This window comes from Halomicronema hongdechloris C2206, from assembly GCF_002075285.3.
Lineage (GTDB): Bacteria > Cyanobacteriota > Cyanobacteriia > Phormidesmidales > Phormidesmidaceae > Halomicronema_B > Halomicronema_B hongdechloris.
Genome location: NZ_CP021983.2, coordinates 3,893,556 through 3,917,504, shown reverse-complemented (window position 1 = coordinate 3,917,504; position 23,949 = coordinate 3,893,556). Strand labels below are relative to the sequence as shown.

The 23,949-nt window shown below is 56.7% G+C and carries 22 protein-coding genes and 1 tRNA gene; 8 read left to right on the top strand and 15 right to left on the bottom strand.

Annotation, left to right across the window (positions count from 1 at the left end):
- Positions 1-17: 17 nt before the first annotated feature.
- Positions 18-317 (bottom strand): 30S ribosomal protein S20, encoded by a 300-nt coding sequence (rpsT, locus tag XM38_RS17770; RefSeq protein ID WP_080809870.1) that lies wholly within the window; start codon positions 315-317, stop codon positions 18-20.
- Positions 318-525: 208 nt separating this feature from the next.
- Between rpsT and hisD the strand changes: the two genes are divergently transcribed.
- Positions 526-1,833 carry a histidinol dehydrogenase gene (gene hisD / locus XM38_RS17765; RefSeq protein ID WP_080809830.1) on the top strand — a complete coding sequence of 436 codons (1,308 nt, stop codon included), beginning with the start codon at positions 526-528 and terminating at the stop codon, positions 1,831-1,833.
- A 181-nt stretch (positions 1,834-2,014) separates the two neighbouring features.
- Here the strand turns inward: hisD and XM38_RS17760 are convergent, their stop codons facing one another.
- Entirely contained in the window at positions 2,015-2,407 is a 393-nt protein-coding gene (locus XM38_RS17760) for a hypothetical protein (RefSeq protein ID WP_080809833.1), read from the bottom strand.
- Positions 2,408-2,534: 127 nt separating this feature from the next.
- Between XM38_RS17760 and hslO the strand changes: the two genes are divergently transcribed.
- Positions 2,535-3,446, top strand: coding sequence for an Hsp33 family molecular chaperone HslO (gene hslO, locus XM38_RS17755; RefSeq protein WP_080809835.1), 912 nt, complete (start codon positions 2,535-2,537; stop codon positions 3,444-3,446).
- Here hslO and XM38_RS17750 read toward each other — a convergent pair.
- On the bottom strand, positions 3,443-4,783 hold the full coding sequence (locus tag XM38_RS17750; protein WP_088430578.1) for a four-carbon acid sugar kinase family protein: 1,341 nt from the start codon (positions 4,781-4,783) through the stop codon (positions 3,443-3,445). The genes hslO and XM38_RS17750 overlap by 4 nt on opposite strands.
- A gap of 611 nt (positions 4,784-5,394) precedes the next feature.
- Between XM38_RS17750 and XM38_RS17745 the strand changes: the two genes are divergently transcribed.
- Positions 5,395-7,794 carry a phosphoketolase family protein gene (locus tag XM38_RS17745; protein WP_088430576.1) on the top strand — a complete coding sequence of 800 codons (2,400 nt, stop codon included), beginning with the start codon at positions 5,395-5,397 and terminating at the stop codon, positions 7,792-7,794.
- Here XM38_RS17745 and map read toward each other — a convergent pair.
- The 4 genes from map to XM38_RS17725 are packed head-to-tail and all read right to left on the bottom strand — an operon-like array spanning position 7,791 to position 12,072.
- The gene (map, locus tag XM38_RS17740) at positions 7,791-8,594 is read right to left on the bottom strand and encodes a type I methionyl aminopeptidase (protein ID WP_225889348.1); all 804 of its coding nucleotides are present in this window, start codon (positions 8,592-8,594) and stop codon (positions 7,791-7,793) included. The two genes, XM38_RS17745 and map, sit on opposite strands and share 4 nt — an antisense overlap.
- A gap of 57 nt (positions 8,595-8,651) precedes the next feature.
- On the bottom strand, positions 8,652-9,617 hold the full coding sequence (locus XM38_RS17735) for an NAD-dependent epimerase/dehydratase family protein (RefSeq protein WP_080809844.1): 966 nt from the start codon (positions 9,615-9,617) through the stop codon (positions 8,652-8,654).
- On the bottom strand, positions 9,614-10,747 hold the full coding sequence (locus tag XM38_RS17730; protein WP_080809848.1) for a hypothetical protein: 1,134 nt from the start codon (positions 10,745-10,747) through the stop codon (positions 9,614-9,616). Before XM38_RS17730 ends, XM38_RS17735 begins: the two co-directional genes overlap by 4 nt.
- 38 nt (positions 10,748-10,785) lie before the next feature.
- A complete protein-coding gene (locus XM38_RS17725) occupies positions 10,786-12,072 on the bottom strand; it encodes an aminotransferase class I/II-fold pyridoxal phosphate-dependent enzyme (protein ID WP_080809851.1) in 1,287 nt (428 codons plus the stop codon).
- A 985-nt stretch (positions 12,073-13,057) separates the two neighbouring features.
- On the opposite strand from XM38_RS17725, the gene XM38_RS27165 reads away from it, so the two are divergent.
- From XM38_RS27165 to XM38_RS17710, 4 genes are read left to right on the top strand one after another with little or no spacing between them, the layout of a single operon-like run.
- Positions 13,058-13,516, top strand: coding sequence for a hypothetical protein (locus XM38_RS27165; RefSeq protein ID WP_225889347.1), 459 nt, complete (start codon positions 13,058-13,060; stop codon positions 13,514-13,516).
- Positions 13,398-14,315, top strand: a complete 918-nt coding sequence (locus tag XM38_RS17720) for an MFS transporter (protein WP_225889483.1) — start codon at positions 13,398-13,400, stop codon at positions 14,313-14,315. Before XM38_RS27165 ends, XM38_RS17720 begins: the two co-directional genes overlap by 119 nt.
- Complete coding sequence (locus XM38_RS17715; RefSeq protein ID WP_080809853.1) at positions 14,302-14,787, top strand: hypothetical protein; 486 nt, start codon at positions 14,302-14,304, stop codon at positions 14,785-14,787. The genes XM38_RS17720 and XM38_RS17715 overlap by 14 nt, the downstream gene beginning before the upstream one ends.
- Positions 14,784-15,557: a hypothetical protein gene (locus tag XM38_RS17710; protein WP_088430574.1), complete on the top strand. Its 774-nt coding sequence runs from the start codon at positions 14,784-14,786 to the stop codon at positions 15,555-15,557. Before XM38_RS17715 ends, XM38_RS17710 begins: the two co-directional genes overlap by 4 nt.
- Before the next feature lie 80 nt (positions 15,558-15,637).
- Here XM38_RS17710 and XM38_RS17705 read toward each other — a convergent pair whose 3' ends face one another.
- Positions 15,638-16,435: an aspartyl/asparaginyl beta-hydroxylase domain-containing protein gene (locus XM38_RS17705; RefSeq protein ID WP_202978911.1), complete on the bottom strand. Its 798-nt coding sequence runs from the start codon at positions 16,433-16,435 to the stop codon at positions 15,638-15,640.
- A 154-nt stretch (positions 16,436-16,589) separates the two neighbouring features.
- Between XM38_RS17705 and XM38_RS17700 the strand changes: the two genes are divergently transcribed.
- Positions 16,590-17,465, top strand: a complete 876-nt coding sequence (locus XM38_RS17700) for an S-methyl-5'-thioadenosine phosphorylase (RefSeq protein WP_080809859.1) — start codon at positions 16,590-16,592, stop codon at positions 17,463-17,465.
- A 16-nt stretch (positions 17,466-17,481) separates the two neighbouring features.
- Here XM38_RS17700 and XM38_RS17695 read toward each other — a convergent pair whose 3' ends face one another.
- The 7 genes from XM38_RS17695 to XM38_RS17665 form a co-directional block, all read right to left on the bottom strand.
- Complete coding sequence (locus tag XM38_RS17695; RefSeq protein WP_080809862.1) at positions 17,482-17,664, bottom strand: hypothetical protein; 183 nt, start codon at positions 17,662-17,664, stop codon at positions 17,482-17,484.
- 66 nt (positions 17,665-17,730) lie between these two features.
- Positions 17,731-17,813: transfer RNA gene (locus tag XM38_RS17690), tRNA-Leu, on the bottom strand.
- 711 nt (positions 17,814-18,524) lie between these two features.
- Positions 18,525-18,764 (bottom strand): DUF2283 domain-containing protein, encoded by a 240-nt coding sequence (locus XM38_RS17685; protein ID WP_088430572.1) that lies wholly within the window; start codon positions 18,762-18,764, stop codon positions 18,525-18,527.
- Entirely contained in the window at positions 18,755-19,072 is a 318-nt protein-coding gene (locus tag XM38_RS17680; protein WP_088430570.1) for a hypothetical protein, read from the bottom strand. Before XM38_RS17680 ends, XM38_RS17685 begins: the two co-directional genes overlap by 10 nt.
- A 1,218-nt stretch (positions 19,073-20,290) precedes the next feature.
- Positions 20,291-22,009 carry a tetratricopeptide repeat protein gene (locus tag XM38_RS27875; protein WP_088430568.1) on the bottom strand — a complete coding sequence of 573 codons (1,719 nt, stop codon included), beginning with the start codon at positions 22,007-22,009 and terminating at the stop codon, positions 20,291-20,293.
- The gene (locus XM38_RS17670) at positions 21,940-22,644 is read right to left on the bottom strand and encodes an NB-ARC domain-containing protein (RefSeq protein ID WP_187329457.1); all 705 of its coding nucleotides are present in this window, start codon (positions 22,642-22,644) and stop codon (positions 21,940-21,942) included. Before XM38_RS17670 ends, XM38_RS27875 begins: the two co-directional genes overlap by 70 nt.
- Before the next feature lie 47 nt (positions 22,645-22,691).
- The gene (locus XM38_RS17665) at positions 22,692-23,735 is read right to left on the bottom strand and encodes a toll/interleukin-1 receptor domain-containing protein (RefSeq protein WP_088430566.1); all 1,044 of its coding nucleotides are present in this window, start codon (positions 23,733-23,735) and stop codon (positions 22,692-22,694) included.
- Between the last annotated feature and the right edge of the window lie 214 nt (positions 23,736-23,949).

Here is a 23,949-nt window from a genome sequence, read left to right as displayed (position 1 = left end):
TGCCAGTCGAGCAAGATTTAAGAAGCTAACTGAGTCTCCTGAGCCTTCAGAGCCCTAGCCATGCGGGCTTTGCGATTAGCCCCGGCATTGCGATGAAGCACACCTCGCTTCACAGCCTTATCAACTTTGCTGTAAGCTGCTGCCAGACGGGTCTGAACGACCTCCATCTTTTCCGGGGATGGATCCACCCTATAGTCTTCCAGTGCAGCAAAGTAGCGCTTCATCAAGGTCTTGACCGCCGACTTGTAAGCTTTATTCCGCAGTCGGTTTCGTTCCGAAGTTTCGATGCGCTTCAGCGCAGACTTAATATTCGCCACAGCTCGCCCTAGGATACAAAGAACATTCACCGGATAAATAATGATAGCACTTAATGGCCAAGCTGGATGCTTCCCTCAAAAATCCACGCTAAGCTATAAATCGTAAAGGATATCGAGACCCATGCTGCCGAAGTGGACTGGAGCCATTCCAGACTTGCTTCTGAACGGGTGAGTCTTCCATCCTGGTTTACCAGAGGCGAATGCTGTAATGCTGCGCATCATTCATCAGCAAACTGAAGCCAGAACGGAACTACAGCGCATCTGTGCTCGCACCCACGACGATCAAGTATTCCGCAAGGAAGCCACTGTACGGGAAATCTTACAAGCCGTCCGCAGACAAGGAGACACCGCCCTGCTGCGGTATACAGCCGATTTTGACCATCAAACCCTAACTGCCGATGAGTTGCGGATTCGGGGCTCAGAATTAGACGCGGCCTATCAGCAAGTGTCGAGGGAATTACTCGATGCCATTCGACTCGCCTGTCGGAACATCGAAGCCTTTCACCGGCAGCGTATGCCCAAGAGTTGGGTTCAGTTCCACGACGATAATGTGGTGTTGGGGAAACGCTATACTCCCGTCGATCGAGCCGGTATATACGTTCCCGGGGGGCGGGCTGCTTACCCGAGTACCGTCCTAATGAATGCCATTCCTGCCCAGGTAGCCGGTGTGCCTCGCATCGTCATGGTAACTCCTCCGGGGGAACACAAAAGCCTCAACCCGGCAATACTAGTGGCTGCCCAGGAAGCAGGCATCACTGAAATCTATCGGATTGGTGGGGCCCAAGCCATTGCAGCATTAGCCTACGGCACAGACACCATTCCCAACGTCAACGTTATTACCGGTCCTGGCAACATCTACGTCACCCTGGCCAAGAAACTAGTGTACGGCATCGTCGGCATCGACTCCCTGGCCGGTCCCTCAGAAGTCCTCATCATTGCCGACAGTACTGCCAATCCAGTCCACGTTGCCACCGATCTCCTAGCCCAGGCCGAGCATGACCCCATGGCGGCGGCCATCTTGATTACGACCGATATGGCCTTAGCAGAAACCGTGGCTGCTCAAGTGGCCCATCAGCTGAGAGACCATCCTCGCCAAACCTTAACGGAAAAGGCCATTGCCCACCATGGGGTGGCCATTGTGGTTGAGTCCTTAGAGGCCGCAGCAGAGCTATCCAACCAGTTTGCCCCAGAACACTTGGAATTAGAAGTTGCAGACCCCTGGCAGCTGCTAGAGCACATTCGCCACGCTGGGGCTATTTTCTTGGGCCACCACACACCAGAAGCTGTGGGCGACTATCTGGCTGGCCCTAACCACACCCTACCCACCTCTGGGGCCGCTCGTTATGCCTCTGCTCTGGGGGCCGAGACCTTCATGAAGCATTCCAGTTTGATTCAATACTCCCCAGTAGCGCTACACAAAGTAGCAGGTGCCATTGATGTGCTGACTCAAGCGGAAGGGCTACCGTCCCACGGCGCCTCGGTACAGCGACGGACCCAACCCGGATCGACTGACTAGCAGATATAAGTGTTGCCCTCAGAACCTAGAGGCGATTTACTCATCCGGCTCAGAGGTGATTTGCAAAACGCCTAAACAGTTATCAGAGCAAGGTTTTCGGCATCACTGTAAACGCTCAAGCAAGATCGCTAGCATCTTGACAGTGCTTACCTGGTAGGCTTTTTAAGAGTTTCTTGGCAAATTAGCTCTCATGCCGCTGCTGGCTCAAGTACTGCTTCAATCGCCACAGATAAATCGTCTGGGCCAGATTTAGGGGCATAGCCGAGATCCCTTCCAAGCAGGATTGTATCCATCCATCTCCCCAGTACCACTCGTGGAATCCATCGATGCCGCCTGCCATTAGCAGCCGCAGGTGGTTCTCTCCCACCAGATCGACGTGGTGATAAATGGCTAGGGGACCGACATAACTGGTGAACTTGACGCCCGGTGTGAGTTGATCAGGAAGACCTGCCTGAAATTGCTGAGGCCACAGCCAATGCTTAACCTGCATCGGCCGCAGCAAACTGTCGCGGATGATAGATGCAGACGCGTCGACTTCGATGCGTAAACGACTCTGTTGAAACGTGCCCAGCATAGTAGTGGTAAAGGATACCTCCTCAGTATGCCAAAGCCATCCAGTCAAGGGAACGATCCCGCGGCCCTGACAGCAACCCTCTACAATGGCAATAAGCGTAAATATTAAGAAACATTAGGGCTTGTCGATGGCAGATCAGCTAATTCGGGCGACGGCAGCAGATGGTGGCATCCGGGTTGTTGGGGTGATTGCTAACCGTCTGACAGAGGAGGCTCGGCAGCGACATCAGTTGTCTTATGTGGCGACAGCGGCCCTAGGACGGACCATGGCTGCTGGCCTGTTACTGGCCTCCAATATGAAGCGGACAGAGGCACGGGTGAATATTCGGATTCGAGGCGATGGCCCCCTAGGGGGCATCTTAGTGGATGCCGGTATTGATGGCACGGTGCGGGGATATGTGGATAATCCCACCATTGAATTGCCGCCTAATCCCATTGGTAAATTGGATGTCGGCGGTGCTGTGGGCCGCCAAGGTTACGTCTATGTGGTGCGGGATGTGGGCTATGGCTATCCTTACTCCAGTACGGTGGAGCTGGTATCTGGAGAAATCGGCGATGATCTCACCCACTATCTGGCTACTTCGGAGCAGACACCATCGGCGTTGATCTTGGGCGTATTCGTCGGAGCCTCTGGGGTAGAGGCTGCTGGGGGATTGCTGCTGCAAGTGCTGCCCCGGGCCGCTCGTGATCAAGATCTTGTCGACAAACTGGAATCTCGGCTAGCGGGGCTGAGTGGGTTTACTCCCCTGCTGCGGGAGAAAAAGAGTCTGCCCCATATCTTTGAGAGTCTGGTGGGTGACATGGGACTGGAGCTGTTACCCGAGAGCCAATTAGTGCGGTTCCATTGCCCCTGTTCCCATCACCGCATGTTGGGCGCCTTGAAGCTGCTAGGGGAAGCGGAACTGCAGGACATGATTGAGAAAGATGATGGGGCAGAGGCGACCTGTCACTTCTGCAATGAAGTCTACTGGGCCAATGCCTCAGAATTAGCCAACCTAATCGAAGACTTGCGCGTCGAGCAGGCAGAATCTGGGGCTTAGGCACCAGTGCTCTCCCAGGCTAGGCGACGGTAGACGGTGACTAAGCCGTCTTCATCGCCGACGTTGCCAGGAAATAGAACCACTGGTAATCCAGGGAATTGGGGGTGGCTGTCCGGAGTACGGACAATGGAGCACCCCGGCAGAATCTGCCCTAGTAAGCGAGCCGTCCGTAGGGCTAAGCCTTGGCTCAGGGTGTCGTTGGAGGTGATGCCCCCCTTGCTGATTAAAAAGCCCAGATCGGCGGGTAGGCTACGGACAATATCCATGAGGAGTGCTGACACTTGCTTGCCAAAGTTGAGCCGGGTCTGGCTATCGGCGAAGGTCAGTTCCTGGCGGCTAGTGTAGATTACTGCCGTTTGCCCCTGGCTGTGGGCCGTATGCGCCTGCTCCAATGTGGACTGTAAGAGGTGGTGCCGAGTCTCATCGCTAGTGTCATCCTGGTGCCATTTAACCAGGTCTACTTCAATGCCAGTGACGCCGGGGGCTTGCAGCAGGATGTAGAGCTGCTGGGTACTTTTCTGGACATGGGACCCAACTAGCACAACGCCGGGATGGCCTTGACGGACATAGGTGTTCATGTGTTGGGGATCCACCGGTTGGGGCGGCAGTGCCGCCAGAGCCGTGAGAATACTGGCGGCACTGCGAAACAAAAATCTTTTTCCTTGGGCCGCTGCCTGCAGCACATCTTGGGCAAACCTATCTAGATCGCTCTGCTGCTCGCCATCGACGGCGCAGCAAGTATTTCCGGTTAAGGCCATGAGCCGTTGGTGGCTGCCGGCTCGAATGGCGTCCAGGCTGAATACTTGCACCTGATCGGCTGGGATGCGGCCTTGGGTCTTTTCGGCGACATAGTCGGGCAGGTAGCTGTGGTGGTAGCTGAAGACGGAATCCTGGGCAAATTCGGTCTGGTGCACCGGGGTATCAACGTCATTCGTGCTTAGGTAATGGGTGCCCTGGCGGGTGATGCGTCCCCCTTCGAAGAAGGCGGGAATTAGAAAGTGGGCATCGAAGGGACCCAGCTCCTGTGCGATCGCATCTGTCTCTATCGGGTAATGTCCCCGCAAGGTCGAATCTGAGCGACTGACCACCAAGAAATCTGCTATTCCCTCAACGGTAATCGCCTGCTTCAAGTTACGACAAACCTCTCGCGTGACAGTTTCCGCCTCCCTCGGAGTCAAGGCCCGGGTATTGGTCAAGATGAAGAAAATCGGGGAGGCATCCTTGAGCCCAAGCCGTAGGGTCTCAACGTCCCATTGCAGTAGCAATAAACAGCTATGGACTGTTTGGGAGCCCGTAGGATCGTCATCGAGAACAATGATCTTGGGCTTAGCAGTCATTAGGAATCCTCAGCAGCAGCACGGCATTGCCATCACGCCAGCAGGATCAGCAGACCGTTGACACGTCTGAGCAAGATCTGAAGGCTTAGCTTCTCCCGGGGGCCGAAATCCCCTAGCCCTCAGGAGAGCATTTAGATACTTGCCTCGTCCAGTGGCCAATGCCACCGATAAGCTCCGGTGTCGAAAATCTCCTCAGGCGAGTTCCTCTGGCAACCAATCAATTCCTCCTCACTATCGCTTAATCAAGGCAGCACGCCAAGGGGTAAAGCGCCATTAACCCCGGGTCTTGACGGCTCCACCCAGTCCAGCCTCAGGCCGTAGCATCTGCCTACAGTGTTGCTGACTCTAGTGAGGTATAAAGGATAGCCACGAAACCCTTGCCTGCAGGAGATAGGCTGGACCTCACCCAGAAAGGGGATACCGTCAAACCCTGTCAATGCCCAGGATAGATACCATCAATCCTGGAAGTTTTTCTTAAACCATGCAGAATTATTGGGGCCTCAAAAGGCCTGACTAACAGGCATCGCACCTAAAGGGAGAGCAATTTACCATGCTTACACTAAGGATACGCTCCCACCACCGCATACCCTATCTTCAACTATTCATCAGCCATGGTATTAGCCACCTCTCCAGAAACGGCCCCCCTGTCTGACCAAGAACTCGGTCAAATTCATGCCTACTGGCGCGCCTGCAATTATCTAGCCGTAGGTATGATCTATCTCAAAGACAATCCCATGCTGCAGCAGCCCCTGCAGCCGGATCACATTAAATATCGTCTATTAGGCCACTGGGGTTCTTCCCCCGCCCTCAGCTTCACCTACATCCACCTAAACCGACTGATCAAACAACAAGACCTCAGCATCATCTTCCTGGCTGGCCCAGGTCATGGTGCCCCCGGCGTACTGGGTCCGGTTTACCTAGAGGGCACCTACTCCGAAATATATCCAGACAAGAGTGAAGACATCGAAGGCCTGCGCAAGTTCTTCAAGCAGTTTTCCTTCCCGGGCCACATCGGCAGCCATGTCACCCCCGAGACACCAGGCTCCATTCACGAGGGGGGAGAATTGGGCTACAGCCTGGCCCATGCCTATGGTGCTGTCTTCGACAACCCCGATCTGATTGCCGCCGTAGTGGTGGGCGATGGCGAAGCGGAAACCGGCCCCTTGGCAACGGCCTGGCACTCGAATAAGTTTCTCAATCCGATTCGAGACGGGGCCGTGCTGCCCATTCTTAACCTGAATGGATATAAAATCGCCAACCCCACCATCCTGGCCCGCATCTCCGACGACGAACTCGCTAACCTCTTCCGCGGCTATGGCTACACCCCCTACATCGTGGCCGGCCAAGACCCAGAGACCATGCACCAAGCCATGGCGGCCACCCTCGATGCCTGCGTCGATCAGATCCACGCCATTCAGCAGACCGCCCGCAACAGCGGCCAGGCCGAGCGCCCCCGCTGGCCCATGATCATCCTGCGCACCCCCAAAGGCTGGACTGGCCCAGAAGAGGTGGATGGCCACAAGGTAGAAGGGTTTTGGCGCGCCCACCAGGTGCCCATGGGGGGCATGCACAGCAACCCTGAGCATGTGCAGCGACTAGAAGCCTGGATGCGGTCTTACAAGCCGGAAGAGCTGTTCGATGACACCGGTCGACTCATTCCCGAATTAAAAACCCTCGCCCCCACTGGCCACCGTCGCATGAGCGCGAACCCCGCCGCCAACGGCGGGCTAGTACGGCGAGAGTTACGGTTGCCAGACTTTCGCCAATACGCCATCGAGGTGCCCAAACCGGCTACCCTGGAGGCCCAAAATACGAAGATCATGAGCTATTTCCTGCGAGACACCATGCGGGAAAATCCCCATAATTTTCGGCTCTTTGGCCCCGATGAAACCGCCTCTAACCGGCTCAACGCCGTCTATGAGGTGACCAAGAAAGCCTGGATGGCTGAATTTCTGCCAGAAGACCTGGATGGCAGCGAACTGGCTCGGGATGGCCGGGTGATGGAGATGCTGAGTGAACACACCCTGGAAGGGTGGCTAGAGGGCTACCTCTTGACGGGGCGCCACGGCCTCTTCCACACCTACGAGGCCTTTGCCCATGTGATCGATTCCATGTTCAATCAGCACGCCAAGTGGCTAGACATTTGCAAACACCATGTGCCTTGGCGGGCGCCGGTATCGTCCCTGAATATCTTGCTATCGTCGGTGGTCTGGCGGCAAGATCACAACGGCTTTAGCCACCAGGATCCTGGCTTTTTGGACCTGGTCACTAATAAAAATCCAGATGTGGTGCGCATTTACCTGCCCCCCGATGCCAACTGTTTGCTCTCCGTCACCGACCACTGCCTGCGCAGTACTGATTACGTCAACGTGGTGGTAGCAGACAAGCAAAGCCATCTGCAATATCTGTCTGCCGAAGAGGCCATCAAGCATTGCACCAAGGGCATCGGCATTTGGGATTGGGCTAGTAACGATGATTGCGGGATAGAACCGGATATTCCCGATGTGATCATGGCCTGCTGCGGGGATATTCCCACCCGCGAATCCCTAGCGGCCACGGCTATTCTGCGGGAAGAGTTTCCCGAACTGAAAATTCGCTTTATCAACGTGGTGGATCTATTCCGACTGATACCAGAACGGGAGCATCCCCATGGTCTGTCCAACGCCGATTTCGATACCCTCTTCACCCCAGATAAACCGGTGATCTTCAATTTCCATGGCTATCCCTGGTTGATTCACAAGCTCACCTACCGCCGCACCAATCAACATCGCATTCATGTGCGCGGTTACAAGGAACAGGGCAATATCAATACCCCCCTGGAGTTAGCCATCAAGAACCAGATTGATCGGTTTAATTTGGTGATTGACGTGATTGATCGGGTACCCAAGTTGCTGTCCGCCGCTGCCCACGTGAAGGAGCGCATGAAGAATCGCATTATCGACTGTCTCAACCATTCTTATACCGAAGGGCGAGACCGTCCTGAAGAAGCCAACTGGACCTGGCCGCACTAGGCGGGCACTTGGGCAGGGGCCAAGGTGAGCACCTCAACCCCCTCCTTAGTCACTACTATAGTGTGCTCAAACTGGGCTGATAGCTGCCGATCGGCCGTCAGTGCCGTCCAGCCGTCGGAGAGCACTTCGACTTCGTAGGTGCCCACATTGATCATGGGTTCGATGGTGAAGACCATGCCGGGGCGGAGCTTTTTGCCTTTGCCGCGCACACCATAATGGGGCACTTGAGGCGCGGTGTGAAAGACTCGATGCACCCCATGGCCCACGAAGTCGCGCACTACCGAGAAGCCTTGGGCTTCGGCATACTCCTGAATGGCGGCGCCAATATCCCCAATACGTCCCCCCGGTTGCACGGCCCGGATGCCACGCCACATAGATTCTTTCGTGACGTTTACCAACTGTCTGGCCAAGGGGGAGGGCTCACCGACGAAAAAGGTGCGAGAGGTATCGCCATGGTAGCCGTCCAAGATGGGGGTGACATCGATGTTGATGATATCACCGTCCTGGAGCACTTGATCGGCACTGGGAATGCCGTGGCACACTACTTCGTTGACGCTGGTGCAGATGGACTTGGGAAAGGGCATGACCGGCCCTTCATAGCCAAGGGGGGCACTCTTGGCCCCGCGGGCTTGGGTCCACCGCTCGGCTTCCTCGTCCAGCTCCAGGGTGCTCACCCCTGGTTTCACCAGCGGTGCCAGGTGATCGAGCAGCTGAGCGGCCAACTGCCCGGCTTGGCGCATTTTCTCGATCTCCCGCTTGGACAGCAGGATGAGCCTGTCTTGCTGTTGCTGTTGTTCCACAATGCCCCGACTCTGTTCAGTACTGATTCTCTAGGTTAATGTAGCGGTACTAAATCATTACTCTACCAAGTCCTTCAGGATCTCGGCCACGGGCCGGGGCTGCCAACCCAGTTCCTGCCGGGCCTTGCTGGCATTGACTCGGACGCAGCGATCATAGATGTAGTGCACCCGTTCCCGACTGAGGGGTGGGTTCCAGCCCCACCAACGGCCTAGTGGATCGAGCAAGCTGCCCAGGGCTCTGATTATCCCCTGGGGAGGTTCTGCCGGCACGGGAATCCCGGTGAGTTGGCTGAGGATCTCGAACATCTCTCGGGTGGAGAGCTCCCCGGCCGAAATAATGTAATGGGCTCCTGGTGTTCCTCGCTCTGCCGCTAAGATTAATGCTTGCACTAGATCGTCGACATGGACTATGCCGGTGACGCGCTGGCCCCCAGGCCACAGTTTCAACCGTTGCCTGAGAAATAGGGTTATGACTGGGCCAAAGTGGGGGTCATCTGGTCCCAAGATGCCGGCTGGCATCAGGCTGACCACGGGTAGCTCGGTGGCGGCTTGATCGACCAATTGCTGCGCTTGGTATTTGGTGCGATCGTAGGCCGAGGAAAAGCCTGCTTGGGTGCGCTGGAAGGTTTCATCCACCACCTGTCCTTGGGTATCGCCATAGACACCGATGGTGCTGCAGTAGACTAGGCGGGGGGGACTGGCTCTCTGGGCCGCTACAGTTCGCATCGTCGACAGCACCGCCTGGGTGCCGTCCACGTTGACCCGCTGCATTTCGGCTTCGTTGACCAGGCCCAAATCGACATAGGCGGCGATGTGGAAGACCATGTCAACCCCCGACATGGCCTGCCTCAAGGCAGCCTCATCGGTGATGTCGCCATACACCAACTCCGCCGAAGTGGGGGCCAACCGTGAGAGATCGCTGGTGGGCCGCACTAGGGCTCTCACCTGATTGCCTTGCTGCTCTAAAGCCCTGACTAGATGAGAGCCGGTAAAGCCGCTGGCTCCAGTGACGAGGGCATTCATAGGGCCTTTTCGTAGATGCGATAGGTCTTGGCAATAGTGGCCCCGGCGGCTTCAATGATCTTGCGGGAAGGCCAATTGTCTTCATAGACCCAGGACAACTCGGCCCGCTGGTAGGGCGTCCGCTTTCGCAGGCCACCGCGCCTGGCTAGATAGACCAGGGCCAGGGGCACCATCTGGCGACGATAGTCGGGCAGGCTGCAGATGGCAATCACGCGTCCCTGGTTAATGTAACGGCGATACCAGAGAAATTTGAGCAGACCCAGCCAATTCAGTTTGCCATTGACATGCTTTAAGGGAATGTTGTAATCGGGTAGCCCCATCAGGAACCCAATCATGGTGCCCTGATCTTCGGCGATGATAAATACGTCTGGATCGACCAGAGACTGCAGTTCCTGGGCCTCGGCCATAAACTCTGCTTCGGTGCGCGCCGTGGAGCTCCAGTTGTTGGCGAAGGCTTTTGTGAATAGCTGGTAGAGGTCTTGGACGTCTTGCTGGAAGGCGTCACCGCGAGTGCGTAGGGGCCGAAAGGTGATGCCGGCTTGCTGGGCGATGTGGTGAGCTCGTTCAAATTTCTCAGGCAGCGGCCGATCTAGGGATAATTCGTAGGCATAGGCGTCTTTGGCCTGGGCCCAACCCAGTTGGACCAGGAAGTCGGGGTAGTAGGGGGGATTGTAAGGCATCATCACCATGGGGGGGCTGGTGAACCCATCGATGAGAAAGAAGCAGTTGTTGTGGGTAGACAGGTCGATGGGGCCTCGTATCCGCTCCATGCCCTGCTGCCGCAACCAGTGCTCGGCAGCCGTTAGCTGGGCCTCGGCGACGGCAAGTTGGGGGACAGACTCAAAGAAGCCAAACAGGCCGATGGGCTGGCCTTCCCGCTCGAGCAGCCGCTGATTGACGGCCGCCACGACTCGCCCGACGGGTTGCTGGTCTGCGAAGGCGACGAAGGCTTGGAACTTGCCATAGCTAAGAAAGGGATTATCGGCAGCGAATAACTTGGCTACCGTGCTCTCCAGGGGAGGCACCCAATTCTTGTCGCCTTGGTAGACCCGGCCAGGCACCGCTAAAAATGCCTGTTGCTCGGCGGGGGTGGTGACGGGTCGGATCTCGAGGGCTAGGGATGTTGTCATAGCACAAGGATGGAGGGGCGAGTACCAACAGACCTCCCTCAGGCAGTGTACTGCACCACCGACCCGGATAGTTTTTCCCGGACAGCCACCATGGCCGCCACGAGGCTATCCATCTCAGTTTGGGTATGGAGGGCATTGGCAGTGATGCGTAGGCGTGGCTTGGCGATGAACCAAATGGCGGAGACCCAGAGCCCATGCTCTTCCATCAGGCAACGGGCGAAGGCCTTAGGGCTTAACTCAGGGGGCAAGATCACCGGAATCACGTTGGTCTCACCAATGGCATCGAAGCCGGCTTGGCTCAGTTGCGATCGCAAATAGCGAGTATTGGTCTGTAATTGCTCGACCATTTCTGGATGGCGGCGCACCTGGCGAATGCTCTCTAGGGCCGCCGCCGTCACTGGGGGTGGCAGCGAGATGGTGCCGATGGAGGTGGGGGAGACATCCAGCAGATCGATCAGCTCTCGGTTAGGGGCGCTAATGGCGGCTCCGGCAGAGCCGGCAAACTTAGAGAAGGTGGTCATGATGATCGGCACCATACCCTGCTGCAGCACCGACTGGGGCGAGATCCCAAAATGGTCGTAGATGCCTTTCCCTTTGGGACCAATGGCACCACTGGCATGGGCCTCATCCATCACCACCACACTGCCAGGATACTCTGCCAACACGTCTAGCATGCGAGGCAAGGGCACTATGTCCCCATCCATTGAAAATACCGCATCGGAGATTACCATGATGCGGTCGTTGGGGCGAACATAGTGGCGCAATTTACGGGCCAAATCATCCATATCACAATGGCGGTAGGCCTTCACCCGGACCTTAGGGCCATGGTTAAACATTTTGCCCGAGCGATTACTGGCATTCATCACTGCCGAAATAATGCAGCCATGGTTGAGCACATCGGTGAAGATCAGAGTTTCTCGCGTGTGCTCAAACCCGGGCACTGGCATGGCCAAGTGACAAAAGCCATCCATCAAGGCCTGAAGAGCCATCCAAGCATTGAGAAAGAGATGGGTATGGGGCAAATGCTTAAAGGCAGAAATCTCGGTCTCCAGTTGTCGGTGCAAATCGATGCGACCACTCAGCACCGAACAAGAACTATTGGAGGTGCCATAGTGACTAATGGCATCAATGGCAGCCTGTTTGACCGAGTCGGCTTGAGCCAAGCCCAGCACATCGTTGGTGCAAAACGTTAAAACCTTACGATACTTACCCGTAGAGGCCTCTTCGATCTCGACCAAGTTGCCCTGCTTACGATGGCAGATGAACTTATCAGGATAAGAGCCACTGGCCTGAAGGTGCTGTACATAGTCATTAACGACGTCCACAATCCACTCCTCTCATTCACACATCGAGACGTAATTCACCAGCCAGACGAGAAACGACCCTAGATCCAGAGGGGGTTTCAACCGGTCCTATCGCAGCACCAGGCTTGGCGCCCAGCGCCCTAGGGAGAATACATGGCACCATTGCCGCGGCAATGCGTTTGCTACTGCCATCGAGATGCACTTCCCGCCAACATCCTCTCAGACCATGACTCAAAACCATCGACTCCCTCAATTCGAATCACCGACGAATCACACACCGCATTGCGATAATACCTGCATTGACTTTCAAGAGGCTATGTTCTTTCCAAATCCAAGGGCAGAGTTCTGGCTCTAGGGTAGATGCACCCGTGGCATAAGGCGCTTTTGTTACGGAGGGTGAGCCGCTATTCTCCGGATACGTAAGCGGCTAACATTGCCCTGCCGCGGCGACTGTAGCCATTAAATGCCGGGAACTAAACCAGTCAATCATGGCAATCTCAACCGGCAACATCCCCTACGGCTGAATCCATGGCATTAGCCTACCTGCCGTAGGCTAGGGGCCAGAGCGCCAAGGGAAATGGGAGGGTGGATCCATAGCTGCCTCAAGGGGCTAATGCCAGCCATCGGGGCATGTAATCTGCTATACACGGCGTAGTAGACTTAAGCGCGACGGCTAGCCATGGGCCACGCTGATATCGCTGAGATGCCTGGGTTAAATTAGGACGCAAGGGCTATCCCTCTCTGAATAGTGACTTTCTGTGACTCTCTGAATAGTGACCTCTGACTCTGACATGGACTCTTGACAGCGATACTGTTGTCGCCTACAGCGGTGTCAGCTTACCTGTGTCCCCGTTTCAATGCGGTTGCCGCAATAGCAAACCGATTTCTGCGAGATATTCATCTAATTTCATGGAAAATATTAACATTTATTTCCTTTTGAAATACAGTAAGGAAATGTCGAGGGGGGGTGTGCCTCCAGGTTACGGTTTTAACTCGGATAGTCTCTGTGCCTGATTCCCTTGATTCGCTGCCTAAGCCTGGTGTTAGGTCGGTAGCGTCCTCTAGCCAGGTCTCTACGGTTCTCGATTGGTGGCGGCAATGGCCGGTTCTGCTGGTGTTATTACTGGCGGGGGGATTATCGAGTGCGACGGGGACGATTGTGGCCCCGGTTTTTCCAGAGGTCATTGACCAATTTCAGGTGGACTCTCAGTGGGCTGGCCTGTTGGTCAGTGCCCATACCCTGACGCTAGCCTTGGCCAGTCCCACCCTGGGACTCTTGGCGAATCGCATCGGGGGCGGGCGAATCTTTAGTGGGGTCCCTAGTGGCCTATGGCCTGTTCGGCAGCCTGGGGGGGCTGAGTCAGGGATTTTGGGCCATGCTCTGCTGTCGGGCCCTGGCTGGGGCCGCTGGCGGTGGCATCGCGGCGGGGGGCATTGGTCTGCTCAGTACTCTCTATGCCAGTGAGGTGCGATCGCGTCTCATGGGCTACGCTGCCAGTGTGCTGTCTATGGCCACGGTGATTTTTCCCATCCTGGGGGGCTGGCTGGGGCTGTATGGCTGGCGTTGGGCCTTTTGCCTCTACGGCCTCGGTATCCCGGTGGCCCTGGCAGCCTGGCTGGTGGTGCCAGCCACGGTCACCCCGACGGCTAACCCCGTCGACCTGAGCCAAACCCAGGGGGTCGGCAGGGTGTTGCGGCAGCGCCGCATCGCCGCTTTGTTGGTGGCCCTAGGGGTAGCCTCGGCCCTGTTTTATGTGGTGGTGGTCTATGCGCCTCTCTATCTCAAGGCGGCCATTGGCGCCAGTTCCATGTTTAATGGCATAGTACTGGCCTGCCGAGCCATCGGTGCCGCCATCATCTCGGCGATAGGGGCCCATCGCCTGGCCCATCGCATCGGTCGCGGCGCTGCGATCGCAACCGGATTCTTACTCATGGCCCTGTCCCTGGGCTCCATTCCCCACCTCCAGCAACCGCCGCTGATTCTCCTGGCAGCCCTCGGCTTTGGCCTCGGCTTCGGCTTAGTCATGCCCAACTTTTACAATGCCCTGGCCGATCGCTCCCCCCGGCATCAACGGGCTGGCATCCTGGCCATTGGCACCGGCGCCGCCTCCTTAGGCCAATTTGTCTCCCCCGTTCTATTTGGTCCGCTATGGAAAGTAGGCGGTGTCAGTGTCTTCTACGTGGCTGCCGGCATCGCCGCCACCATCAGCAGCTTGTACTGGTTAATCGGCTACTGGAAGTTACATCGTCATGGATTACCGTAATTTTCTCTATCAATGGGCCGTGCCGCTGTTGCTGATCGCCGTCGCTGGGCGGCAACTGGTGTTGTCCCAGACCCAGGGCCTGAGTGCTTGGCATGGGGGCGGATTCGGCATGTTTGCCTCCGTCGATCGAGACGAACGGCGATTGTTACAGGTGCTGGCTACCGATTGCGATGGTAAGCCCTTGCAGGTAGAGCTAGCGCCCCCCGCCGATCTGGTTAGTCAGCAAGAGCTGGTGCGCCTGCGAACCTTCCCAGATCTCCACCGCCTGCAGGCCCTGGCGGCTCAAGTTTTAGAGGCCTCGCTACAGCCCGATGCCAGCGGCATCTACTATGCCCACCAGACCATGGCCGATGTGGCCGAGACCGTCTGTCTGCAGCAGGTGCAAGTGCAAGTCTGGCGGCTGCGACATCAGCGCTCCTTCGGCGGCATGTGGTACGAACCCGTCACGCCCTTGGTGGAGGTGACCCGATGAGACTGGCCCTGATTCAACGCTGGCAGTGGGGACTGCACTGGTTGATGGCCCAGCCCCGCCATCACCTGATTCTGCAGCTGACGGTGCTGCTGGTGGCCTTACATGAAATTAACCAGTTTCACTGGAGCCGCTTGCCTGAACGCCTCTTAGCGGTAGCGATGCTGGGACGTCCGGCCTGGCTCCAAAGCCGCTGGGCCTGGATCAGCCTCAGTGCCTTGCTAGTGGTCAACAATACCGTCTATTGGTTTCGGCTGGTTAACCACGAATATCTGATTACCTACTGGGTACTGGCCTGCACCCTAGCCATATTTGCCCCCAAACCCCGGCAGGTGTTGGCCTGGAATGGCCGCTGGCTGATCGGGCTCTGCTTCGCCTTTGCCATTGCCTGGAAGCTGATCGCCGGCGAATATCTGGATGGGTCGTCTTTTCTCCACCTGACCTTCTTACTAGACCATCGGCTGGCCATGGGGGCCGTCTTGCTGGGGGGGGTGCCGGTGGAAACCTTGACGGCCAATCGAGAGCTGTTCTCGTTGATGCAGACCACTGGCTACACAGACCCCATCGCCCTGACGTCGAATCCGTTGATGTCATCCGTCAGCTTGGTCCTGTCCTATTGGACCCTCTCGATTGAGGGCCTAGTGGCCCTAGCCTTTTTGTCTCCTTGGCCAGCCCGGCTATGGCGGCAACGGGATTGGTGGTTGATTTTGTTTATCGTCACCACCTACGCGGTGATTCCCGTGTTTGCCTTCGCCGCGATTCTGCGCTGCTGATGGGCTTAGCCCAGTGCCCTCCGGAACATCCCCGTCGGGCCCGAGTCTACCTCAGCCTATTGCTGCTGATTCCAGTGTGGTTACCGCTGCCCCAGGGCATCTTCAGGCTGCTGAGTGGGTTGAGCTGAGACCTTGGCAAACTGCTGTTCCCAGTGGTGATGGTTGGCCTTGGCCTGCTTCACCAGAGGCGAGAAGCTCAACAGCCGGGAGATCAACCAGTTCAGCCAGGATAGGGGCAGCGGCAAGGGGCGAGCAATATCGAGAAATAGCACCACCCGGTAGCCGTCCGTATCGTTCCAGACCTCGTGGTAGTAGGTATCGTCAAAGATCAGGCTCTGGCCCTCTTGCCAGTGGGTGATCTGATTCCCGACCCGAATCCGACAGGCGGTTGCCGGCTGGGGCACGATCAGGCCCAGGTGATAGCGAATCAGTCCCTTGTGTTTGCCTCGGTGTTCAGGGATGTGTTTGCCGGGGGCCAGAATCGAGAAAAAGGCCACCTGCAGCCCCGGAATCTGCTGCAGTAGTTTCCAGGTCTGGGGGCATTGTTGGCAGTTGTGCCGGGCGACGAAGCCGAAGGCGCAGAAGTAGTAAGTCTTCCAGCCACTGTCAGGGCTAATGCGCTGCTGCCGCGGCATGATGTCCTGAAAATTGGGCAGGGCCTCGACTTGCCGCAATACCTGTTCTAGCTCCTGGCGAATCAGCTGCCAGTTGGCCTCCAGGGGCGGCACCCAGGGAAAGTGTTGGGACCGGAGGATAGGGGCATTCCCCATTGGGGACACAGTCCCTAAGCTGGCTTCTAGCCATCGAAACCAGGGGCTGTCGAAGATGGGATGGCGGGGGGTATCCGGCGATTGCGGGGTAGTGGCAGCAGTGGGCACAGGGGTGATCCAGACCAATTAATTACGACAGCCTTTATCTTGCCATTAGTTGCACCGCCCACGCCGCAAAGCTGGCTTTTGCGTCCTAGCTCACAGCTGCATGGGCCAGACCACGATATAAGATAGAGCCGCACCTCTAGAGACAGCAACTTCTATGACACAGCAGGCATCCATTGGCATTATCGGCGGCAGCGGTCTGTATCAGATGCAGGCTCTCACCGATATCAGCGAGGTTCGCTTAGACACGCCCTTTGGCCCTCCCTCTGATGCCATCATTGTCGGCACCCTAGAAGGTACCCGGGTGGCGTTTCTGGCCCGCCATGGCCGCAATCATACGTTGATGCCGTCGGAGCTGCCGTTCCGGGCTAATATTCATGCCATGAAACAGCTGGGGGTGCGGTATCTGATCTCGGCGTCGGCGGTGGGCTCCTTGAAGGAGGCCGTAAAGCCCCTGGATATGGTGGTGCCGGATCAGTTTATTGATCGCACCAAGAATCGAGTGTCGACATTTTTTGGTGAAGGTATTGTGGCCCATATCGGCTTCGGCGATCCGGTCTGCCCAGCCCTGGCTGGGGTGCTGGCCGATGCGATCGCATCCCTAGAGTTACCCGAGGTTACCCTGCACCAGGGCGGCACCTATGTCTGCATGGAAGGTCCTGCCTTTTCTACCCGGGCCGAGTCCCACCTATACCGCAGCTGGGGCGCCGCCGTCGTCGGCATGACCAACCTACCCGAGGCCAAGCTGGCCCGCGAAGCCGAAATCGCCTATGCCACTATGGCCCTGGTCACCGACTACGACTGCTGGCACGACGGTCACGACAGCGTCACCGTAGAGATGGTGATCGGTAACCTCAAGAAAAATGCCGCCAATGCCCAGCAGGTGATTCAGGAAACGGTCCGTCGCCTGGCGGCTAATCCCCCCGAGTCTGAGGCCCACTCGGCCCTGAAGTTTGCGGTGATCACTCCCCTGGCCAAAGCCCCAGAAGCCACCAAGACTAAGCTGTCCTTGCTGCTGCAGAAGTATCTCTAGCCATTAAAACTAGCCATTAAAAAAGGAGAGGGATGACCTCTCCTTTCTGGGGTGATTTGTCGTTGGCGGCTGACTTCAGGCGTTGGCGTAACTGCTGCTGTTGCTTGCGGTATTGCCGTTGTCGGGCGGTGCCGCCGCGCCCCTTGTGGTTGCGTCCTCGACGCCGGGGCGATTCCCATCGTTTTAGGTGTTGTGCCATGGCCACCTCCTATGGGCCTGAGCTGACAAGGACCTAGCGGCGCTAAGCCCCTGGCTAGTAAGGACATGGGCAGAGAGGGACTCGAACCCTCATGGCCAGAGGCCGCCACATTTTGAGTGTGGTGCGTCTACCAATTTCGCCATCCGCCCGTGGATTTGGCCTAATCATTATAGCAACCGTTATCCAGCTTTAGGGGGTTGGGCGCCAGATAGTTTCTGAGTCAAGGCCCCAGGACTACCCATACTGCGTCAAGTTCTCTAGTCAAGACGCGAATGCAGAGTTCTACTATAGTTCCAAGATTATCTACTCATTTGACTTCATATATTGAGAATCAGAAGATATCCGGAAGAAGTCAATCAGCTGTCATCATAGGGAACAGAAATTAACGAGTATTCTCAATCACACGCGCTTTCTCGTCAGGATAGTTGTGTCGATATCCTTTGAAGGAGGCTATGGAACGTGTTCTCGGGGCTGCTCCCTCTGGAGGCGAGGAATAAGGTGATAGTTGGTTCTCTGGATTCCCGCCGCCGCGGGAATGACGAGAATGAGGGTCTTTCAGGCAACTGAACAACCGTAGAGACGAGTCCCGTCATTCCGGGCAAGACACGATAGGGATGTGGGTCACCTGTGTGGTGAGCCCTTCGGCGTTGCTCAGGACAGGCTTGTCGAATGACTGCCCCGGACCCTACGGACGGGCTGGTTGAGTGGTCGTTGAAAATCGCGTCGCATCGGTAAGGGTGCGAGGGATGTTTTCCTGTCCCCTTTCGCCTGTTCCCTTCTACTTCTTCCCTGTTCTCTTAAACCTTGCACCCATTACCGCTACTACCTCCTAGGGAATAGAGGGGGAAGCAAGGGTCGACCTACCTTTGGCTGACTGACAAAATGGTTAAGCCGATTACCTGGTCTCCGATATATCGAATCACGACATCATCATCGGTGACTTCGCTATCGGTCGCGGCTTGAGCAGGATTCTGAAAATTGATATATAGAACGTCGGCTTCGGCATCAAACATCATCCAGCAGGAGCGCTGTTCTACGGTTTGAAGGGCCTTAGCGATATTCAGATAACGACTAATCTCAATGGATTGAGTTAGGGCCATATTTGTTTCTTCCCCTCCAAATATCGCAACCGCTTGTTAAAAAAGGCAGTGACAATGAAGCCATCTTCAATCACATCCTGAGTCTCGATCTCTCGATAGACCACTAACAGCCACTTGCCTTCAGAGATGGACTGCACTGCAATCAGTTGACCATTACCACCCGCTAAAACCCGCTCTGGACTTTCCACTGTAGCTAAAATCAGTGTCTGGCAGCCTTCTAGTTCGGGATGCTGCTCAAGAATATGACTCCATCGTTCTTCTGTTAACCGGATTGTGACGCCATTGACAGAAGTGACGACGTTTAGCATTCAGCCGATGATTCTTTTAGCGTGATCTTGAGACAGGTGAGGTACGTTGTCCTCCAAATAGGTTAGCACTCATGCCTCTTAGGGCGATCGCCTCTACCCTGAGCGACCTACCTTGGGAGTGTGGGCCACCTCACGAAGGGAAATGACTGACGTTCCAGACTTCTCGCCATGGATCCCCCTCTTCCCCCAACCCCTACTCCCACAAGGGGAGCCGGGGAGCCGGACAGATACCAACTATCCATCATTATGGACAGGCATATTGCCACCTGAAATCCAGGTGGAGGGCTCTGAGTCGACGCCGAGGTTAACCGCTCTGGATTCCCGCCGCCGCGGGAATGACGAGAATGAGGGTCTTTTAGGCAACTGAACAACCGTAGAAACGAGTCCCGTCATTCCGGGCAAGACATGATAGGGGTGTGGGTCACTTTTGTGGTGAGCCCTTCGGCGTTGCTCAGGACAGGCTGGTTGAATGACTGCCCTGGAGCTGTGGCAAGGCTGGTCAGGGTGTGGTGGTAGATTTCGGTAAGGCCACACTTAATTGTGTCGCGTGGAGTGCTCGCCCGGGGGAATTTCGCTTCCCCCGGACCCCTACGACCAGGGCAAACCGCTGCCCTGGACCCGCGGAAGGGGTTGTCGATTAGTGGTGATAAATCGCGTCGCATCGGCAAGGGAGCGAGGGGCATTTTCCTGTTCCCTGTTTCCTTAAACTTGGCACCCGTTACTCGCTACTACTTCCTAGGCTACTAGGTACACATAAGTCCTGAAACCCTTGCGGTTAGAGCTTTTCCCTCATCACCCAACTCCTGCTTCGCGCGCCCTTCGGTCTACTCCCAGAGCGGGAGAAGGGGAGCCGGAAGGCTGTGTATGGCCTCCCCCACTCTTCGAGAAGCAAGCTGCGCCCATGTTTGGGAGAGGGGACTGAAGGGGTGAGGCCGAGATGGGTGTACTTAGTAGACTTCCTAGGGGATGGAGGGGAACCCAAGCGCAGCGCCACCCGGAATCCAGGTAGAGGGTAACCTCGACTCTGGGAATTCTATTTGGGGAAGACTGTCGACAGGCTCGGTTCGACTCCCTGCGACACAGCTCAGGACAAGCCGCTCACCGAGCCACAACCGCTCACCGAGCCACAACCGCTCACCGAGCCACAACCGGTCACCGAGCCACAACTGGTCACCGAGCCACAACCGCTCACCGAGCGGAGTCGAGGTGACAGGCCACTCACGAGCCCTTGGCTGACGGGGACTGCAGCTGCTGGAGCAGGGCTTGGGTGACGGGATGGTCAGAGAGGAGCTGAGTCTGGCCTGCTTCAATAACCGTCCTGACAAACTTAGCAAGGCGATTAATCGTCTCTGTGGTGTAGGGATGGTCTTGCCCTACAGCCTGCACAAAGAGGCTCAACGCCTCTAGAAACAACGGTTCCGCGTCAGAATAACGCCCTTGGGCAACGTACAGGGAGGCTAAATTACCCAAGCAAATGCCCACGTCGGGATGATTGTCTCCTAAAGCGTTTCGGCTAATCTGGAAAGCCTGTTGCAAGAGCGGTTCCGCCTCGGCGTAGCGACCCTGCGATTGATACAGTGCGGCGAGATTGTTGAGGCTGAGGGCCACAGCGGGATGCTCGTCGCCCAATAGCCGTTTCCTCAACGCCAGGGCCTGCTGATAGAGCGGTTCCGCCTCGGCGTAGCGCCCCTGCGAATAATACAGTGCGGCGAGATTGTTGAGGCTGAGGGCCACAGCGGGATGCTCCTGGCCCAACAGCCGTTGACCCAACGCCAGGGCCTGCTGATAGAGCGGTTCCGCCTCAGCGTAGCGGCCCTTCGCATAATACAGTAAGGCGAGATTGTTGAGGCTGAGGGCCACATCGGGATGCTCGTCGCCCAGCAGCCGTTGCCGCAAGGCCAGGGCCTGCTGCAAGAGCGGTTCCGCCTCCCCGTAGCGGCCCTGCACTCGATACAGTGCGGCGAGATTGTTGAGGCTGAGGGCCACAGCGGGATGCTCCTGGCCCAACAGCCGTTGCCGCAACGCCAGGGCCTGCTGATAGAGCGGTTCCGCCTCGGCGTAGCGGCCCTGCGAGTCATACAGTGCGGCGAGATTGTTGAGGCTGCTGGCCACATCGGGATGCTCGTCGCCCAATAGCCGTTGCCACAAGGCCAGGGCCTGCTGATAGAGCGGTTCCGCCTCGGCGTAGCGGCCCTGCGATTTATACAGAAAGGCGAGATTGTTGAGGCTGAGGGCCACATGGGGATGCTCATCGCCCAAGGCTTTTTTATATATCTCTAATCCCTGCAGGTAAAGGGGGTCAGCGGTTGAGTATTCCCCTCTCTCTTGGGCATAAAATCCCAGCCGAATCAGCAGCAGGCCGGCTTCGGAAAAGTCAAAACGGTAGTGTTGGACGGCGGTTGCTGCCGCCTGGGCGTGGAGGAGCAATCGCTGGCATTCCGGCCAGTTGTTGAAGTCATCGGCATTGGGGTAAGCCTGGGTCACCACCCGCACGATCCGCTCCGCCCATTGTCTGGCAGCCGCTTCCCCCAGGTTGGTCTTCACCACAGCCTGTACCAGACGGTGAACGCTGTAGGTCTGCTCCGACGCTTCGGGGCGCACCAGGGAATATCGCTTCAAGGGTTCCAGCAGGGTCAAAAAGGCCAGGGGGTCATTCTCAACCTCTGCCAGGTGCTGCTGAATCGCCTCCCCTAACTCCCTGGCTCCCGACACGATCAGGTCGTAGGGAATGCCGTCGGCATGGAGAAAGGCACTGGCCCGTAGGAGATCGGTAGCTGCCAGAGATTCCGCTGCTATCGCTTCAACGTTGATATTCCAGGTAGTGGCTACGGAATCGGGATAGTCGCCCATGATGGGGGCGGCTTGGTTCAGCAGGTCCAAACGGCGATGCCGATAGCTGGCGAGATAGTCTTGAAAGCCAGCACCTGTGGTGACCATGTAAGCACCAGCCTGTTCCAGGGCCAACGGCAATGGCCCAGTTCCGCCGATAGTGCCTCAGCTGCCCTCTGGGCTGCTTGGCTAGCAGCCTCGCGGCCTGTCCGCTGCAGCAAAAAGGCCACCGCCTCCTCAGGGTTCAGGGCATCCAGCGATAGCGGTTGAATCACCCCCAGGCGTTGCAGGTCTTGCACCCGGGAGGTAATCAGCACATGACCCTGTCCCCGCTTGGGCAGATAATTCCTGATAAAACTGGGGTCATCGGCATTGTCTAGCACCAGCAGCCAGCCTGTGTGCTCTGCTAACCAGGTCTTGACCACCCGCACGATCTGGTCCGCCTCTTTCACCGCTGCCTCACAGAGCATCAGCATTTCAGCGATCTCTTGAAAGCCACTCTGAAGCGCTTGCTCTGTATCTAACCGAATCCAGAAGACCGCCTGATAGGCCTCGTCCCTGTTTACATCCCAGTAGTAGCGATAGGCATATTCCAGAGCGGTTTGGGTCTTGCCGACACCTCCGAGGCCGGCAATGGCCTGCACCTGGGTTAATCCGGCGGTGCCTCTAGCGGTGAGCGCCTGACGTATCTGCTCCAGTATCGACGCTCGTCCAGTAAAACAGGGGTTGCGGTCTAGGGGCACCAGCCAAGGCCTCTCCGGGGCAGTGCCATCCGAATCCGAAGAGGCAGCTAAGGGGAAGGGGCAATCTCGTTGAAGGCATCGCGCACGGCGGCCAGGCCACAGCCGGTGGTACTTCGCGCCCAACTCAGCAAGGCATAGGTACGATCGCCCTGAGGTGCAGTTGGTGGCGGCACTATTCCATCAGGCGGTTCAAGCAGTAGCAACAACTCGTTAAACGACTGAGTCGTAAGCCCGGTAATCTTACGATTCAAGGCTAAGCGCTCTCGCGGTGTCAGCGTCGTCGATTCATTCGTCATTGGAGGATTCTGCGTTATCGGCGGTGTTTGAGAGGAGTCAGGCGGTAAGTTGATTTGTTCGACTTGTATTCCGTTTATCTCAGCCAACTGTCCTGTTTCAGAAAGTGCTTGAAGCTTCCTCAGCCCCTCCTCTGTTCCTTTAAGCGTCAGGAAGGTGCTGCCGTTTTTGCACACTCTATCCACATCCTCTAGGCGCTGATCTCCAGAGAGTTGCTTCAACCGATCAACCACCCTGTCAATATCACGACCGTGATCAAAAAAGGTATTCTCAAGCTGATAGTCAAGCACAAGTTGCCAAGTCACTCGAATTGACCTTCCAGGCGGGAATGGAACTTTTTTCTTGACAACTCGCTCCTCACCCGGAGTCTTTCCAGGAAAGCTGGGGCGCGTCGCTGGCTTAGCTCGGTTTTGCAAGGAGGCCAGCACGGATGCTTCGGCATCGGCTTCGCTTTTGCCAACTAAGTCCACATAGACCAGCGGTGCCAACATTCCGGTCGGCTGACAGGGTGCAACTCGGATAGGAATCAGCCTATGTTCCTGGGATTCAGGATCTTGTTTGAATGCCGCAGCCCACTCCGGCTGGGTGTACTTGGCTTGCAGATAGACCTCGGAGAGCACCATGATGGTGCGCGTCGACTCGTCTGCCGCTCGCTGCATGTCGATAATGAAGTTGCCGCCAGGGCGAAAGTCCCAGGCTTGAATGATTACTGTATATCCGTTTTCCTCTAACACCCAGGCAAGCCACTCAGCCCAGGCTTTATCGGCGCTGTTGTAACTGATGAAAAAGTCTTTCACGGCAGCGGTGGGGGGATGTTGTCCCCATCTTACTCAGCTGCTAAGGGGGGTGCCATACTGCTGGTGGGTTTTCAGCAATGGTGCGATCGCACCTTCGCTCAGTTATGCTCAGGCCCTTGGCAATGGTTGGCTAGAAACCAGAGAGGAGTGCTCATGTCTGCCGCCAAGCCGAGAATGTTGCGATCGCACTTCAGGCAACACACACCACCCGAAA

Bases quoted from the DNA above. Each gene is read 5' to 3' on its own strand.
- hisD (WP_080809830.1), top strand. From the start codon at position 526: ATGCTGCGCATCATTCATCAGCAAACTGAAGCCAGAACGGAACTACAG.
- XM38_RS17760 (WP_080809833.1), bottom strand. From the start codon at position 2,407: ATGCTGGGCACGTTTCAACAGAGTCGTTTACGCATCGAAGTCGACGCG.
- hslO (WP_080809835.1), top strand. From the start codon at position 2,535: ATGGCAGATCAGCTAATTCGGGCGACGGCAGCAGATGGTGGCATCCGG.
- XM38_RS17750 (WP_088430578.1), bottom strand. From the start codon at position 4,783: ATGACTGCTAAGCCCAAGATCATTGTTCTCGATGACGATCCTACGGGC.
- XM38_RS17745 (WP_088430576.1), top strand. From the start codon at position 5,395: ATGGTATTAGCCACCTCTCCAGAAACGGCCCCCCTGTCTGACCAAGAA.
- XM38_RS17735 (WP_080809844.1), bottom strand. From the start codon at position 9,617: ATGAATGCCCTCGTCACTGGAGCCAGCGGCTTTACCGGCTCTCATCTA.
- XM38_RS17730 (WP_080809848.1), bottom strand. From the start codon at position 10,747: ATGACAACATCCCTAGCCCTCGAGATCCGACCCGTCACCACCCCCGCC.
- XM38_RS17715 (WP_080809853.1), top strand. From the start codon at position 14,302: ATGGATTACCGTAATTTTCTCTATCAATGGGCCGTGCCGCTGTTGCTG.
- XM38_RS17710 (WP_088430574.1), top strand. From the start codon at position 14,784: ATGAGACTGGCCCTGATTCAACGCTGGCAGTGGGGACTGCACTGGTTG.
- XM38_RS17700 (WP_080809859.1), top strand. From the start codon at position 16,590: ATGACACAGCAGGCATCCATTGGCATTATCGGCGGCAGCGGTCTGTAT.
- XM38_RS17695 (WP_080809862.1), bottom strand. From the start codon at position 17,664: ATGGCACAACACCTAAAACGATGGGAATCGCCCCGGCGTCGAGGACGC.
- XM38_RS17685 (WP_088430572.1), bottom strand. From the start codon at position 18,764: ATGGCCCTAACTCAATCCATTGAGATTAGTCGTTATCTGAATATCGCT.
- XM38_RS17680 (WP_088430570.1), bottom strand. From the start codon at position 19,072: ATGCTAAACGTCGTCACTTCTGTCAATGGCGTCACAATCCGGTTAACA.
- XM38_RS27875 (WP_088430568.1), bottom strand. From the start codon at position 22,009: ATGGTCACCACAGGTGCTGGCTTTCAAGACTATCTCGCCAGCTATCGG.